This is a genomic window from Streptomyces odonnellii (genome assembly GCF_000981895.1).
Lineage (GTDB): Bacteria > Actinomycetota > Actinomycetes > Streptomycetales > Streptomycetaceae > Streptomyces > Streptomyces odonnellii.
In genome coordinates, this window is sequence record NZ_LATD01000024.1 from 52,998 (window position 1) to 69,318 (window position 16,321).

Annotated in this window: 5 protein-coding genes (1 of these 5 running past the window's edge); all 5 read left to right on the plus strand. The window is 72.3% G+C overall.

Annotation, left to right across the window (positions count from 1 at the left end; translation table 11 throughout):
* Positions 1-5,964, plus strand: the 3' portion of a protein-coding gene (locus WH07_RS03545) for a type I polyketide synthase (protein WP_052744223.1). Its footprint begins 26,979 nt before the window's first position; 5,964 of the gene's 32,943 nt are visible here — the last part of the coding sequence; its start codon lies off the left edge, out of view; its stop codon occupies positions 5,962-5,964.
* Positions 5,965-6,228: 264 nt separating this feature from the next.
* Complete coding sequence (locus tag WH07_RS03550; protein WP_046495159.1) at positions 6,229-6,984, plus strand: thioesterase II family protein; 756 nt, start codon at positions 6,229-6,231, stop codon at positions 6,982-6,984.
* A gap of 485 nt (positions 6,985-7,469) precedes the next feature.
* Entirely contained in the window at positions 7,470-10,373 is a 2,904-nt protein-coding gene (locus tag WH07_RS03555) for a helix-turn-helix transcriptional regulator (protein ID WP_046495161.1), read from the plus strand.
* Between the two features lie 18 nt (positions 10,374-10,391).
* Complete coding sequence (locus WH07_RS03560) at positions 10,392-13,373, plus strand: AAA family ATPase (protein ID WP_052744224.1); 2,982 nt, start codon at positions 10,392-10,394, stop codon at positions 13,371-13,373.
* On the plus strand, positions 13,363-16,215 hold the full coding sequence (locus WH07_RS03565; RefSeq protein ID WP_046495163.1) for an ATP-binding protein: 2,853 nt from the start codon (positions 13,363-13,365) through the stop codon (positions 16,213-16,215). Before WH07_RS03560 ends, WH07_RS03565 begins: the two co-directional genes overlap by 11 nt.
* Positions 16,216-16,321: the final 106 nt, after the last annotated feature.

Consider the following 16,321-nt stretch of genomic DNA (forward strand, 5'->3'; position numbering starts at 1 on the left):
GAGGCGGCGCTCGTACCCGTACGGCTGGATCTTCCGGCGCTCCGAGCACAGGGCGAAGTACCGCCGCTGCTCCGGGCGTTGGTTCGTAACCGCGCCCGCCGGAACGCCACGGCCGGATCGGCCGCCGCCACCGGACTGCTGAGCCGGCTGGAGGGACTGACCTCCGCCGAGCGGCGTGCGGAACTGCTGGACCTCGTACGGAGTCAGGTCGCCCTGGTGCTCGGCCACGCCGATGGGCAGGCGGTCGACGCGGTCGCCCCGTTCCGCGACCTGGGCTTCGACTCGCTGACGGCGGTCGAGCTGCGGAACCGGCTGAGTACGGTGACCGGGCTGCGGCTCACCGCGACACTGATCTTCGACTACCCGACCGCGGCGGCGCTGGCGGACCATCTCCGCGACGAGCTGTTCGGCACGGAGCCCGAGGAGTCGGTCCCGGTCCGGCTGCTGCCGCCGACGGCCGACGATCCGATCGTGGTCGTGGGAATGAGCTGCCGGTTCCCGGGCGGGGTGACCTCGCCGGAGGATCTGTGGCGGCTGGTCACCGAAGGTACGGACGCGATCTCCGGGTTCCCCGCCAACCGCGGCTGGGACATCGAGTCGCTGTACCACCCCGACCCGGACCACGCCGGAACCGCCTACACCCGCTCCGGCGGCTTCCTTGAGAACGCGGGGGAGTTCGACGCCGCGTTCTTCGGGATGAGTCCGCGGGAGGCGATGGCGACGGACTCGCAGCAGCGGCTTCTGCTGGAAGCCTCGTGGGAGGCGATCGAGCGGGCCGGAATCGACCCGGTGTCGTTGCGGGACAGTCAGACCGGTGTGTTCGCCGGTGTGATGTACAACGACTACGGGACGACTCTCAACGGCAAGGAGTTCGAAGGCCATCAGGGCCAGGGCAGCGCGGGCAGCGTGGCCTCTGGCCGGGTGTCGTACACATTGGGCCTCGAAGGCCCCGCGATGACCGTGGATACGGCGTGTTCGTCGTCGCTCGTGGCGATGCATCTCGCGGCCCAGGCCCTGCGGGGCGGTGAGTGCTCGTTGGCGCTGGCCGGTGGTGTGACGGTGATGTCGACTCCGGGCACGTTTGTGGAGTTCTCGCGGCAGCGTGGGCTTTCGCCCGACGGGCGGTGCAAGGCGTTCTCGGATACGGCTGATGGTGTGGGCTGGTCGGAGGGTGTGGGCATGCTCGTTCTGGAGCGCCTGTCGGACGCTCGGCGCAATGGGCATGAGGTGCTGGCCGTAGTACGTGGGTCGGCCGTCAACCAGGACGGTGCGTCGAATGGTCTGACGGCGCCGAATGGTCCTTCGCAGCAGCGGGTGATCCGGCAGGCGTTGGCCAGTGGTGGGTTGTCGGCCGATGACGTCGATGTGGTCGAGGCGCATGGTACGGGTACGACGTTGGGTGACCCGATCGAGGCGCAGGCCCTGCTTGCCACGTACGGACGCGACCGGGATCCCGAGCGTCCGCTCCTGCTGGGGTCGGTGAAGTCCAATATCGGGCACACTCAGGCGGCTGCCGGTGTGGCCGGTGTGATCAAGATGGTCATGGCGATGCGGCACGGGATGCTGCCCCGGACGCTGCATGTGACCGAGCCGTCGTCGCATGTGGACTGGTCGGCGGGCGCGGTCGAGCTGCTGACCGAGCAGACCGCCTGGCCCGAGACCGAGCGGGTCCGGCGAGCTGGTGTGTCGTCGTTCGGTATCAGTGGTACGAACGCGCACATCATCCTGGAGCAGCCGGTGGCTGTGGCGGAGCCTGCGACGTCTTCCGGGGAACTGGTTGATGCGGGTGTGGTGCCGTGGGTGTTGTCGGGTAGGTCGCCGGAGGCGTTGCGGGATCAGGCGGTGCGGTTGCTGGCTCTGGTGGAGGAGGCCGGGCCTCGGTCGCTGGATCTTGGTTTTTCGTTGGCGACGGGTCGGTCGCTGTTTGAGCATCGTGCGGTGGTGCTGGTGGGTGATCGGGCGGATGCGGTACGGGCGTTGTCGGCGCTGGCGTCCGGTGAGCCGGATCCGTTGGCGGTGTCGGGTGCGGTGCTCGGTGGTAAGTCGGCGGTGCTGTTCTCGGGTCAAGGTTCGCAGCGGCTCGGTATGGGCCGGGAGTTGTACGAGCGGTTCCGCGTCTTCGCCGAGGCATTTGACTCTGTACTGGCGCTGCTGGAGGGGGAGTTGGGTGGTTCGCTGCGGGGTGTCATCTGGGGTGAGGATGCCGATCGTCTGAATGAGACCGGCTTTACTCAGCCGGCGCTCTTCGCCATCGAGGTGGCCTTGTTCCGGCTCGTCGAGTCGTGGGGTGTGCGGCCCGATTTTGTTGCCGGGCATTCGATCGGTGAGATCGCGGCGGCTCATGTGGCGGGTGTGTTCTCGCTGGAGGATGCGTGCCGTCTGGTGGTGGCGCGCGGTTCGCTGATGCAGGGGCTGCCGGCCGGTGGTGCGATGGTCGCGGTCCAGGCGACGGAGGACGAGGTCACCCTGTACCTCTCCGACCAGGTCTCCATCGCAGCCGTCAACGGCCCCTCCTCGGTCGTGCTTTCCGGTGCCGAGGACGCGGTCGTGGAGGCTGCGGCGGAACTCGAAACCCTCGGCCGCAAGACCAGCCGGCTGCGGGTCTCGCACGCTTTCCACTCGCCTCTGATGGATCCGATGCTGGATGACTTCCGGGCGGTTGCCGAGGGTCTGGCCTTCCAGTCGCCGTCGATTCCGCTGATCTCGAATGTGAGCGGTGCTCTCGCCTCGGCCGAGGAGCTGTGCTCGCCCGAGTACTGGGTACGCCATGTCCGCGAAGCCGTCCGGTTCGCCGAAGGCGTCCGCACCCTCACCGACCAGGGCGTGACCACCCTCCTGGAGCTGGGCCCGGACGGAGTACTCTCCGCCATGGCCCAGGAGTCCGCGCCCGAAGGGACGGTCACCGTACCGGTTCTGCGCAAGGGCAGGCCGGAGGAGCTGACCGCCCTCACCGCGCTGGCCCGGGCCCACGCACACGGTGTATCGGTCGACTGGGGCCAGTTCTTCGCCGGAACAGGCGCGCGACGCGTGGATCTGCCGACGTATGCCTTCCAGCACCAGTGGTTCTGGCCGGCCGGTCAGTCCGGCGGTGGCGTCGGTGCGGGTGATGTGCGCGCGGCCGGCCTCGGCTCCGCCGGGCATCCCCTGCTCGGCGCCGCAGTCGAACTGGCCGCCGGACAAGGCGTGTTGTTCACCGGACGGCTCTCCGTACAGTCCCATCCCTGGCTCGCAGACCACGCGGTCATGGACCGGATCCTGCTGCCCGGAACCGCCCTGCTCGAACTGGCCCTGCGCGTCGGCGACGAGGTCGGCGCCGACCGTGTAGAGGAACTGATTCTTGCCGCCCCGTTGGTCCTGCCCGAGCGCGGCGCCGTACAGGTGCAGGTAGCGGTGGGCAACCCCGATGAGTCGGACCGCCGCACGGTGGGCGTCTACTCGCGGCCCGAGGGCGCCGCCGACGCCCCCTGGGCCCAGCACGCCACCGGCACCCTCACCGGCAGTACCCACTCGTCGGACGTCGACTTCGATGCCGTGCAATGGCCTCCGAAGGGGGCCGAGGCGCTTGAACTCGACGGCTGCTACGAGCGGTTCGCGGAGATCGGGTTCTCGTACGGTCCGGTGTTCCAGGGGCTGCGGGCCGCCTGGCGACGCGACGGCGAGATCTTCGCCGAGGTGAGCCTCCCCGAGGGCACCGAGCCCGACGCGTTCGGTCTGCACCCGGCTCTGCTCGACTCCGCCCTCCACGCCTCCCTCCTCGCGGGCGAGAGCACGGAGAACAGCGGCGGCGGGCTGCCCTTCTCCTGGGAAGGCGTCTCGCTCCACGCGACCGGCGCCGCCTCGCTACGAGTGCGGATCACGCCCTCCGGCGGCAAGGACGCCGTGGCGATCGCCGTCGCGGACAGCTCCGGTGCGCCGGTCGCCACGGTCGACTCGCTGCTCGTACGGGCCGTGTCCAGCGAGCAGTTGAACCAGTCAGCGGGCACCGCCCACGACGCGCTGTTCGGGGTGGAGTGGATCACCGTACCGGCGGCTGTGGCCGTTCCCGAATCGGTCGCCCTGGTCGGGCCGGATCCTTTCGGGCTCGCCGAGACCGTCGTCGAGTCGGGGGTCTGGGCCGAGACGTACGACGATCTCGCCTCGCTCGCCGCGGCCACGGAAGGCGGCCCGGTACCGGATGCCGCGCTGGTGACCGTACGCGGTGACTCGGCGGCCGGTGCCATGCCCGGATCCGTACGGACGGCCCTGGACCGGACGCTGGAACAGGTGCGGCAGTGGTCGGCCGAGGAGCGGTTCGCCGGATCGCGCCTGGTGTTCGTCACCCGGGGCGCGGTGGCCGTAGACGGCGGAGGAGTGCCCGACCTGGCCGCCGCAGCGGTCTGGGGTCTGGTGCGCTCGGCGCAGTCCGAGCATCCGGGCAGCTTCGGCCTGCTGGATCTCGACCCGGCGACGCACCCGGCGACGCACCCCGCAGCGGATGCCGAAGCGGATACCGAAGCCTCCGGAGTCCCACGGGCCATCGGCTCCGACGAACCCCAACTCGCCCTCCGCGCAGGGCAGATCAAGGCCGCACGGCTCGACCGGATCTCCCGACCCGAGCCGGCCACGGCCGACGGACAGCCCGGCCCGGCCGGCGAAGACCCGTGGGAGCGCGGCGGCACCGTACTGATCACCGGCGGAACGGGCGGTCTGGGCGGAATCCTGGCCCGGCATCTCGTCGCCGACCGCGGCGTACGGCGTCTCCTTCTGCTCAGCCGCCGCGGCCCGGGCGCCGAAGGCGCCGCGCACCTCGTCGGCGCACTCGAAGAACTCGGTGCCGACGTCACACTCGCGGCCTGCGACGTCGCCGACCGCGCGGCCCTCGCCGAGGTGCTCGCCGCCGTGCCTGCCGAGCACCCGCTGACCGCCGTGGTGCATACCGCGGGAGTACTGGACGACGGCACCATCGGTTCACTGACGTCCGAGCAGCTCGACACCGTACTGCGGCCCAAGGCCGATGCCGCCTGGCATCTGCACGAACTGACCCGGGATCTCGACCTCGGCGCCTTCGTGGTCTTCTCCTCCGTGGCAGGCGTGTTCGGCGGCGCCGGACAGGCCAACTACGCCGCCGCCAACACCTTCCTGGACGCCCTGATGGAACACCGCAGGGCCGAAGGGCTGCCCGGCGTATCACTCGCCTGGGGCCCCTGGGAGCAGACAGGAGGGATGACCGGAAGCGTCACCGAGGCCGACATGGAACGGCTGGCGCGCTCGGGAATGCCACCGCTCTCCGCCGGCCAGGGCGTGGCGCTGTTCGACGCCGCGGTCACCGGCGCGCGGGCGCTGGTGGTACCCGTACGGCTGGATCTGGCGGCCCTGCGCGCGCGGGGCGACGTCCCTGCGCTGCTCCGGGGTCTCGTCCGCACCCCGTCCCGGCGGGCCGCGACAGCCGCTCCGCAGACGGCCGCGGAGCTCGCCCGGCGGCTGACCGGACTGCCCGACGAGGAGCGCCGCGAGGTGCTGCTCAAGCTGGTACGGGACCAGGCCGCTCTGGTGCTCGGCCACGCGGACGGTACGGCGATCGGCGCCACGCGCCAGTTCCAGGAACTGGGCTTCGACTCGCTGACGGCGGTGGACTTCCGGAACCGGTTGAACACCGCGACCGGACTGCGGCTGTCGGCCACCCTGCTGTTCGACTACCCCACGGCGGCCGATGTCGTCGGCCATCTCCACTCGCAGCTCGTCACGGAGGAGGTCACCGGAGCGGGCTCCGTACTCGCCACGCTCGACCAGTTGGAGAAGGCGATCGCCGAAATGACCGTCGACGCACAGGAGTTCAAGCATGTGGCCGGACGGATCGAGGTACTGAGGACCAAGTGGGCGGCGCTGCGGCAGGATTCGGCCGGCGGCACCGGTGAGTTCGATCTGGACACCGCCTCCGACGACGATGTGTTCGCTCTCCTCGACGACGAACTGGGCCTGTCCTGAAAGTGATACGGGTACCTGGCCGGATCGCGGTCCGGCCGGTACCCGTGCCCGGCACGGAGTGGGTTCTGGCACTGTGGAACGCGAAGAGACTAGGGAATCACCCACTGTCCGCCCTAGTGGAATGGGGTGGCCGCGCACGGGAGCGTGGTGGCCGTCGGCCGGAGTGCGCATGCCCGGCCACGCTGCCGTACGAGTCCGAACGTCGATGGCAGGGACCGCCGGCCGGTCCGGATCGCCTGCCCAGGTCTAGGAGGATGCGACACGATGACGACGTCCACGGAGGAGAGCCTGTGGGCACGGTGCTTTCATCCGGCACCCGAGAGCCCCAGACAGCTCTTCTGTTTCCCCCACGCGGGTGGCTCGGCGTCTTTCTACTTCCCGGTCTCCGCTCAACTGTCGTCCGTGGCCGAGGTGTTCTCGGTGCAGTACCCGGGGCGGCAGGACCGGCGCAAGGAGACCAGCCCCGACGACCTCAACACCATGGCCGACCAGGTCTACGCGGCGCTGCGCGAGCAGTTCCACGCCCGGCCGACCACCTTCTTCGGGCACAGCATGGGCGCCACGATCGCCTTCGAGGTCGCGCGGCGGTTCGAGGCCGACGGTGGTGAGCTGTCGCACCTCTTCGCCTCGGGGCGGCGCGCGCCGTCGCGCTTCCGCGACGAGAATGTGCACCGGCGCAGCGACGACGGGATCGTCGCGGAGCTGAAGCTGCTCTCCGGTACGAACACGGCACTCCTCGGTGACGAGGAGATCCTGCGCATGATCCTGCCGGCGATCCGCAGCGACTACCGGGCCATCGAGACCTACCGGTGCGAGCCCGGTACGGCCGTCCGCGCCCCCATCTCCGCGCTCACCGGCGACAGCGACCCGAAGACCACGCTGGACGAGGCCGAGGACTGGCGCGGGCACACCACAGGGGCGTTTGACCTGAAGGTGTTCCCCGGCGGGCACTTCTTCCTGGGCAGCCAGGCGCCCGCTGTGATCGCGCTGCTGCGCCAGCACCTCTCGTCCTCCGGCTGACCGGGCCCCGGGAACCACAACTCCTCCTCCCCCCCACCAACCGACATCCACCGCCCACCGGGACTCAGGACACCCGACACCCGACACCGGAGACCAGGGGACACGACAGACAGACACCGGACCACAGCGCAGGGCGCGCCGGAATCCCGCACACCGGAAGGGAGTTGCTCTTCCGGCGCGGTGTCCTGCCCCGAAAGCGACGGTGTTCACCGAAAGGTGTGCTGTCGTCTCCTGAACGACTTCTGGCGTCTGGGAGACGGTGGTGAGTGATCCAGTCCGCGCGGGGTAGTCCCCAGGCATCGATCGGTCGATGACCTGCTCAGCGCGCCCGGAGCCACCGGCGCCGGGGCTCCGGAGGCTCAAGGGGCAAACGGGATCCTGAGATCACGTACCCTCGCGTCCGGTCGATTGTTGTTCCTGTTGTGCGGGATGTCATCGACGAGTCATCGCGTCTGTTGTGTCCCCCGAGCTGCGAGGAGACCTTGATGCTGGACCAGGCCGATCTCAGGGGTTTGTCCAGCGCTCTGCTCGGCCGCGCCGAGGAGCTGCGGGTGCTGGCCCGCCATGCCGAGGCGGCGCGCGCCCGGCGCGCGGGACTGGTGCACCTGTCGGGGCCGGCCGGCATCGGCAAGACCAGTCTGCTCCGGGCGTTCCTGAAGAGCGACGCCTGCCGGAACATGGCCGTGCTGTACGGATCGTGCCGCCAGGTCGTCGGAGGCGCCGGATACGGCGGGGTGCGCGAGCTGTTCGGCTCCCTCGGCCTCAGCGGCGAGGACGCCAGGAACTCCCCCCTGCTGCGCGGGCTCGCCCGGCGCGCGCTGCCCGCGCTCACCTCGGGACCGGCCGACGAGGGGACACCCGGCGGCCCCGGTGTCTACCCCGTCCTGCACGGGCTCTACTGGCTCGTGGCGAACCTGATGGCGGACCGCCCGCTCGTTCTCGTGCTCGACGACGTCCAGTGGTGCGACGAACGTTCGCTCTGCTGGGTCGACTTCCTGCTCCGCCGCGCCGAGGGCCTGCCCCTGCTCGTCGTCCTCGCGCAGCGCGGCGAGGCCGAGCCCGTCGCACCCGTGGCCCTCGCCGACATCGTCGCCCAGCGCGGCCCCACCCTGCTCCGGCTGGCGCCGCTGGCCACGCGGGAGGTCGCCGAGATGGCCCGCCGGGTCTTCCCGGGACCGGTCGAACCGTGCTTCGTCGAGCGGGCCGCCACGGTCTCCGGCGGCAACCCCTTCACCCTCAGCCGGCTGCTGACCGAACTGCGCGCCGAAGGCGTCCAGCCCGACGAGAAGGGCGCGCGCAGACTCGCCGAGGTGGGCGGCCAGGTGGTCAGCCTGTCCGTCGGCGCGCTGCTCGACCGGCAGCCGCCGTGGGTCCGCGAGGTCGCCAGAGCCATCGCCGTCCTCGGCGAGGAGTCCCCGGAGCTGATCGCCACCCTGGCAGAGGTGCCGCCCTCGCTCGTGGCCGACGCGGTGCTCGTCCTGCGGCGCGCCGAGCTGATGGCGCCCGACCGGCCCGATCTGGTGCACGACATGGTCCGCTGCGCCGTCCTCGGACCCGCGGGCGCCGAAGCGGCGGCCGAGCTGCGGACCAGAGCGGCCCTGCTGCTGAGCGACGCCGGCCGGCCCGCCGAGGACGTCGCGGGCCAGCTCATGCTGCTGCCCGCGGTGAGCCAGCCCTGGATGCCGGGCGTGCTCCGCGAGGCCGCCGCCCAGGCCGAGAGCCGGGGCGCGCCGGAAGCCGCGGTGCGCTATCTGTACCGGGTGCTCGAAGTCGAGCCGCACAGCGTGCCCGTCCGTGTCCAGATGGCCACCTCGCTCGCGGAGATCAACCCGGCCGAGGCCCTCCGGCTGCTGGAGGAGGCGCTCGACCGGGTCGGCGACATCCGTACGAGAGCGGCGGTCGCCGTGCGGTACGGGATGACCTGCCTCGCCGTACAGCAGTCGCCGGCCGGGGCCCGGGTGCTGGAGGAGGTCCTGGAGGCGCTGGAGGCCGGTCTCGGACCGGAGCCCGATCCCGCCGATCGCGAGCTGCACACCCTGGTCGAATCGGTCCTGCTGATCATCGGGACCGACGAGAAGTCCACCGTCTCCGCGGCCCGGGAGCGGGCCGCGCGGCTGCCCGAACCGCCCGGTGACACCCCCGCCCAGCGGCAGATGCTCGCCATGATGTCCGTACTGAACGCGATGGAGGGCCGGTGCGCCGGGCGGACGGCCGAACAGGCCCGGCGCGCGCTGTCCTTCCCGGGCACCGGGCTGGAGAGCTGGTCGCTGATCTCCTCGTCGTTCGCGCTCAGTCTCGCCGACGAGGTGGGCGAGGCACTGGACGCGCTGGACGGACTGCTCCAGCACAGCCGGGCGACCGCCGCCGTCTGGACCTATGTGCTCGGGCTCTCCGCCCGTACGTTCATCCTGCACAGCGCGGGTGCCATTCCCGACGCGCTGGCCGACGCGCAGACGGCCATCGAGATCATCGGCGAGGAGCGGTGGGGCGACGGCGCAGTGATGCCGCAGGCCGCGCTCGCCACCGTCCTCGTCGACCGCGGCGAACCCCGGCGCGCCGAGGAACTGCTGCTCGGCATCAAACGGCCGGACCTGGACCGGTTCGTGCTCCAGTACCACTGGTATCTGATGGCCCGTGCCCGGGCCCGCCGGGCACTCGGCGACCGCGAGGCGGCGCTGGCGCTGTTCCTCGAATGCGGCGACTCGCTGGAGAAGTCCCGGTTCACCAACCCGTCGTTCCTGCCCTGGTGGGCGGAGGCCGTCCGGCTGCTCGTGAAGATGAACCGCGCCGACGAGGCGCGGGAGATCGTCGAGTACGGAAGCGAACTGGCCGAGCGCTGGGGCACCCCCCGCGCGCTCGGCCTCGCCGCCCTCTCCCGGGGAATGGTCACCCCCGGCGGGGCGGGCGTCGAACTGCTCACCGAATCGGTACGGCTCCTGGCGGAATCGCCCGCCCGGTCCACGCACGCCGACGCCGAATACCTGCTCGGCCGGGCCCTGCTGAAGACCGGCGACCAGCGCGGCGCCCGTGAGCGGCTGCGCGCCGCCACCGACCTCGCCCAGCGCTGCGGCGCGCTCGCTCTCGCAGGGGCCTCCCGCAAACTGCTGGTCACGGCAGGCGGCAGGATGCGGAAGATGAGTGCCTCGCCGCTGGACATGCTGACCGGAATGGAGCGCAGAGTGGCCGGCCTCGCCGCCGCGGGGGAGAGCAACCGCTCCATCGCGGAATCCCTCTTCGTGACCGTGAGAACCATCGAGACGCATCTCACGAGCGTCTACCGGAAGCTGGGCGTCAGCCGCCGGACCGAACTGGGCGCGGTGCTGCACACTCCGGACATCCCCGATGGACAACCGCCCGGTTGGGTACTCGAATCACGCTGGCGACGCTGAAGCGATCGGAGCGAGGCGGTGCGAGGGACTGGCCGGAACGACGAATGCCTGAGCACGCGGTCCACCGAGTGGACGCGCGCTCCGGGCGACCACAGCGAAGAACTCCCCCTGCTCGAACGGCGGTCCGAGCAGAAGACGCTCCAGTCGGTGCTCGTCGGGCTGTGCGGCGGACACGGGTCGGTCGTGACCCTCGGCGGCAAACCGGGCCACGGGCAGAACGCCCTGCTGGGCTGGGCCGCCCGGCTCGCCCACGAGACCGGGCTGCGGGTGCTGCGCGCACAAGCCACCCCGGCGGAGCGGGAGTTGTCGTACGGAGCGATCCTCCAGCTCATGACAGCGCTGTACGGATCGGCCCCGACGGAGGGCCTCGCGGCGCCGGACGGACCGGCTCCGGGGGACGAAGCGGCTCCGCCGGAGGCGGACGCCCCACCGGGCGGACGGACCCCGGAGAACGGCTGTGCTCCACCGGGCCCGGAGTCCCCGTCCGGCGGACCGACTCCACCGGGCCCGGAGACGCCGCCGGGCGGGCACACGTCGGCGGGCCTCCGGCCGGCCCCAGGACTCGACGGCCTCCTGAGCGCCGCGCGTACCGTACCGACGCTGGTGGTCGTCGAGGACACACAGTGGCTCGACCGCGCGTCCCTCAACTGGCTTGAGACGCTTGTCCGGCGGCTGACCCCGGACACCCCTCTCGTACTGATGGCGAGCGGCAGCGGCCTCGCCGCCCGGGGCCACGACTGGCTGCACAACCTCCCCCCGGCCCGTGTTCCCGCCAAGAACCTCGTCGTCCGCGGCCTCAGCGAGGGCGGTGTCGCCGCGGCGGTCAAGCTGGTCTGCGGCACCTCCGGCGATCCGCGCTTCACCCGCGCCGCCCGCATCGGCACCGCGGGCAATCCGGCCGTGCTGTACGAAGTGCTGAGGCGGTTCAGCAGCCATGGCCATGAACCGGTCGCGGCACGGCTGGCCGAGCTGAGGAGCATCACCGGCGCGGTCGCGGGCGACCTCATCGCCCGTACCCTGAGCGGGCTGCCCGCCGAACTGACCACGTTCCTCGGCGTCCTCGCCGTCTGCGGCGATCTGCTGCCCTTCTCGCTCGTCCCCACCCTGGCCGGGCTGGAGCCCGACTCCGGCCGGGACCTTCGCGCGACGCTGGAGTCCACCGGCCTTGTCAGCTCCGTGGGCATGAAGGTCCTGCTCTGCCCGGTGGTGAAGGCCCGGCTGCTGGAGGACATGCCGCCCGGTGAACGTGCCTCTCTGCGCTCCCGCGCCGCCGAACTGGCCCACCGCGCGTCCGTCAAGGACGAGGACCTCACCCGCGTCCTGCTCATGTCCCCGCCGCTGGGACTGCCCTGGGTCGTCCCCGCACTGCGCCGGGGCTTCGCCGCCGCCCTGCGCGCGGACCACCCCGAGCACGCCGCGGCCTGTCTGGCCCGGGCGCTGCGCGAACCGCTGGAGCCGGACGAGCGCGCCCGGCTGACCCTGGAACTCGCCGCCGTCGAAGCCGTCTCCGTACCCGACGCCGCGGACCGCAGACTCGGCGAACTCGTCAGAGGGGGCGGACTCCCCGCCGGACTGACCGCCCGCGCCGCCGATCTCGCCCTCGCCCGCGGCAACAGCGACGGAGTGCGCCGAGAGGTGGCAGCGGCCCTGCACGACGTCGGCGACGACGAACGGGAGGACCTGATCGCGCTGTTCTGGCTGGCCGACGAAGCCAGGGACGAGTCCGAGCCGATGGTGCCCGAGGTGCCCGCGCTCCGGGACCGTCCCGTACGGCCCGCCCAGGCGGCGGTACGGGCCTGGTGGCTCGCCGCGAGAGGCGAAGACCCGGAGACCGTACGGGAGTTGGCCCGCGCGGCCGTCGCCCGCAGCGGACCCGGGGCCGTGCCGGTCCTGCCCCGGCTGGCCGCCTGCAAGGCGCTGATCCTCACCGACGACTGGGCGGAGGCGGGTATCGAACTGGACGCCCTGCTCACCGCCGCCCGGCGTGACCACCTCCGGGCCGCGACCGCCCGGGTGCTCACCGTACGGGCAGGACTGCATCTGAACGCCGGCCGGCTCGACGCGGCCGCCCGGGACGCCGAGGCCGCCGAACGCGCACTGCCGACGGCGAGCCGTCACCCGCTGGTCGCACCCGAGCTGGTGTCGCTGCGGATCGTCATCGCCCTGGAGTCGGGGCACCACGAACGGGCGAGGTCGCTGGCCGAACTGCCGCTGCCCGCCGGGGCCGAGGACGGTGTGGCGTGGTCCGGGCTGCTGCTCGCCAGGGCGCGGCTGGCCGCCGCGGACGAACGCTGGACCGAGGTCCTGGAACTGTCCAAGGAGAGCGGCCGGCTGCTGCTGCGCCGGGGGTGGCACAACCCCGCGCTGCTGCCCTGGCGCGCGTCGGCCGCCGAGGCCTGCCAGTTCCTCGGCGACCGCGAGGAGGCGACCAGGCTGAGCTTCTCGGAGCTGGCGGCGGCCCGCCGCTGGGGTACGGCGAGCGCGCTCGGCCTGGCCGAGCTGTGGGCCGGGCCGCTGACGGGCACGGGCGGCAGGCCGGTGGCCGGGGCCCGCTCGGCGGCCCTCCTGCTGCGGGACTCACCGGCCCGGCTGGCCCATCTCTGGGCGCTCGCCCGGCTCGCCGGCGCCGAACTGGACGAGGGCGACCGGCAGGCCGCCGCCCGTACCGCCGCCGAACTGTCGGCCTTCACCGCCGCCCACCCGTCGAGCCGACTCGCCATGTCGCTGCGCCATTTCGTCGAGCGGCTGGAGAAGCCGGTACGGCCGTCGCAGCCAGCGCCGCCCCGGGGCTGGACGACCCTCACGCCCGCCGAGCAGCGCACGGCGACCCTCGCCGGGCGCGGGCACGGCAACCGGGAGATCGCCGAACTGCTGTCGGTGAGCAGACGCACGGTGGAGCTGCGGCTGAGCAATACGTACCGCAAGCTGCGTATCACCGGCCGTGAGGAACTGTGCGAGTTGGTGACGACCATGGAAGGACGGCCGGCGGATGCTTCTTGAGCGGGAGACCGAACTCGCGCGTGTGAGCGCCGCCCTGAGAGCCGCCCGCGAGGGCACGTCGGCGTCGATACTGCTGTCGGGACCGCTCGGTATCGGGCGGTCCGCGCTGCTGCGGCGGCTGCCCGCCCTGTGCGAGGGCGAGGACGTACGGGTACTGCGCGCCAACGCGGCGCCGATGGAGGAGGACTTCGCGTTCGGGGTGGTGCGGCAGCTCTTCGACAGCGCGGCCGCGGGTGCCCCGGACGGCGACGGTACGCACTGGGCGCGGGAAGCCGCCTGCGTCAGCGGGATGTTCACCGCCGACGGCTCCGTCGACGACTTCGGCGAGGGCATCGGTCAGGGCGTCGGTGAGGGAAATACCGACGGCGGCGGCGACGGCTCCGGTCGTGGTGACGGCGGGCCCGCCACGTCCGAGGTGATCCTGCACGGTCCCCGGTCGCTGACGGCCGGGCTCGGCGAGAACGCCCGGCTGCTCATCCTCGTCGACGATCTGCAATGGGTAGACACGCCCTCGTTGCGCTGGCTCGCCCACCTCGTCAAACGGCTGCACGGCCTGCGCGCCGTCCTCGTCTGCGCACTCCGCGACGGAGAGCCCAGGACCCGCCACCCCCTCGTCCGCGAGATCGCCCACGCCGCCACCCGCGTACTGCGTCCCGAACCGCTGTCCCTCGACGCCACCAGAACCCTCGTCCGCGCACGCCACGGCCGCCCGGCGCACGAGGAGTACGCGCGCGCCTGCCACGAAGCCTCCGGTGGCAACCCGCTGTTCCTGATGTCGGTGTTACGGGGCACGGTGGCCCGGGGGCTGACACCGACCGCGGACCACTCCGGCCAAGTGCGCGCCCTGCGGCCCGCGGAGCTGCGGGAGCGGCTGGCCAGCCATCTGCGTACCCAGGCACCGGCCGTACGGAAACTCGCCGCGGCGATCGCGGCCTTCGGCGACCACGCCGACCCCGCTCTCGTCGCCCAGCTCGCCGGACTCGACGAGACCGGCTTCGGCGCCGCGCGCCGCGCGCTCCACGAGACCGGACTGCTCACCGGCGGGCGCGAGCCGCGCTTCACCCACCGCGTCGTGAGGGACGCCGTCGAATCCTCCATGACCCCGGCCGAACGCGAGCGTTCGCACGCCGCCGCGGCCGACCTGCTCTACCGCAGCGGCCGTCCGGCCGAACAGGTCGCCGCCCATCTCATGGCGGCCACCGGCCCGGGACGCCCCTGGACGGTGCCGATGCTGCGGTCCGCGGCCGACACCGCGGTGCGCCGGGGCGCGCCCGAGACCGCGGCCCGCTATCTGCGCCGCGCGCTGCTCGCCCACCGCACCCAGGACGCGGGCCGGGCCCGGCTGCTGATCGATCTGGCCACCGTGGAGCGGGGATTCGACCCCGGCGCCTGCGAACGCCATATCGTCCAGGCGGTGCCGCTGCTGGCCACCCCCAGGGACCGGGCCGCCGCCGCACTGCGGATCCCGCCGACCCTGCTGGGCGCCGTGCCCCCGGCGACCGACGCTCTGCTGCGCGCGGCAGCCGCCGAACTCGGCGCGCCCGCGTCCCTGGACGAACCGACCCGCGAACTGGCCCTGCGGCTGGAGGCCCGGCTGCGGCACCACGGCCACGAGAATCCCGGCGAACTGGCCTCGGCGGCCGAACGACTGAGGGACATGGGCGACGAGCCGCCCCTCGGCTCGGCCGCCGAACGCGAACTCGTCGGCACGCTGCTCTGCGCGGGCACCCTCACCGGCCGCCTCACCGCCGTCTGGGCGGCCCGTACGGCCAACCGCGTCCTGGAGCGCGAACCCGCCACCTCCGCCGGCGCGTACACCGGACTGCCACTGGTCGTGATCACCCTCTTCGCCGCTGAATCGATTCGGGGCGTCACCTCCTGGCTGTCCAGCGAGCAGCAGACCCGCCGCCAGAACACCACCGGCGCCGACGGCGTACTCCTCTTCGCCGAACGGGCGATGGCCCTGGCCATACAGGGCAGGCCCGCGCAGGCGCGCGAATACGCCGAGCGCGCCCTGGGACTGGACGGCGCCGAATGGCGTGAGCCCGCCATCCTCGTCCTCAGCGCGGTCGCACTCGAACTGCGCGACCCGGCGTTCAGCGAACGGATCCTGGACCGGGCCCACGACCGCAGGCCCGCGGGCCTCGCCCTGACCGCGGCTCTCCAGATCCTCCAGGCGTCCGTGGACGCCCAGCGCGGCCACCGGGCCAAGGCTCTGGAGAGCGTGCTGGCCTGTGGCCGGCGGCTGGAGACCTCGGGCTGGCGGAACTCGGCGCTCTTCCCCTGGCGCCCCCAGGCGATCGGCCTCCACCACCGGCTCGGCGACTCGGCCTCCGCGCTGCGACTGGCCGAGGAGGAGCACACCTGGACCGCGGCCTGGGGAGCGCCCACCGGACTCGGCCGCGCCCTGCGCCTCAAGGGCTGGCTCCACGGCAGCGAGGGTGTCCCGCTGCTGCGCGAGGCCGTCGGCGTACTGCGCGGCTCCACGCACAGCCTCGAACTCGCCAGAACCCTGGTGCTGTTGGGCCGCAGGCTCGGCAGCGGCCCGGAAGCGGAGTCCGCGCTGCGCGAGGCGGGCGCCCTCGCCGCGGCCTCCGGCGCCCCCTGGCTGGTCGAGCAGGCCGAGCACGGCCTCGGCACGCCCCCTCCGCCGCCCAGGACCGCCGTGCTCACCCGCAGTGAGCGGCGGGTCGTCTCCCTCGTCGGCCGCGGCCTCACCAATCAGGAAATTGCGGGTGAACTGGGTGTGAGTTCACGGGCGGTCGAGAAACATCTTACGAATTCCTATCGGAAACTTGGCATCTCGGGACGGCATGAGCTGGCGGATGCGCTCCCGGCGTAGCGTGCGAACACATTTGTGTTAACGGCGTGCTACGGACAGTGTGACCTCTGCGACGACTGCGCCCGCTGGTTCGGGCCGCCCGCGCCGGGCAAACCTCAGGAGAACC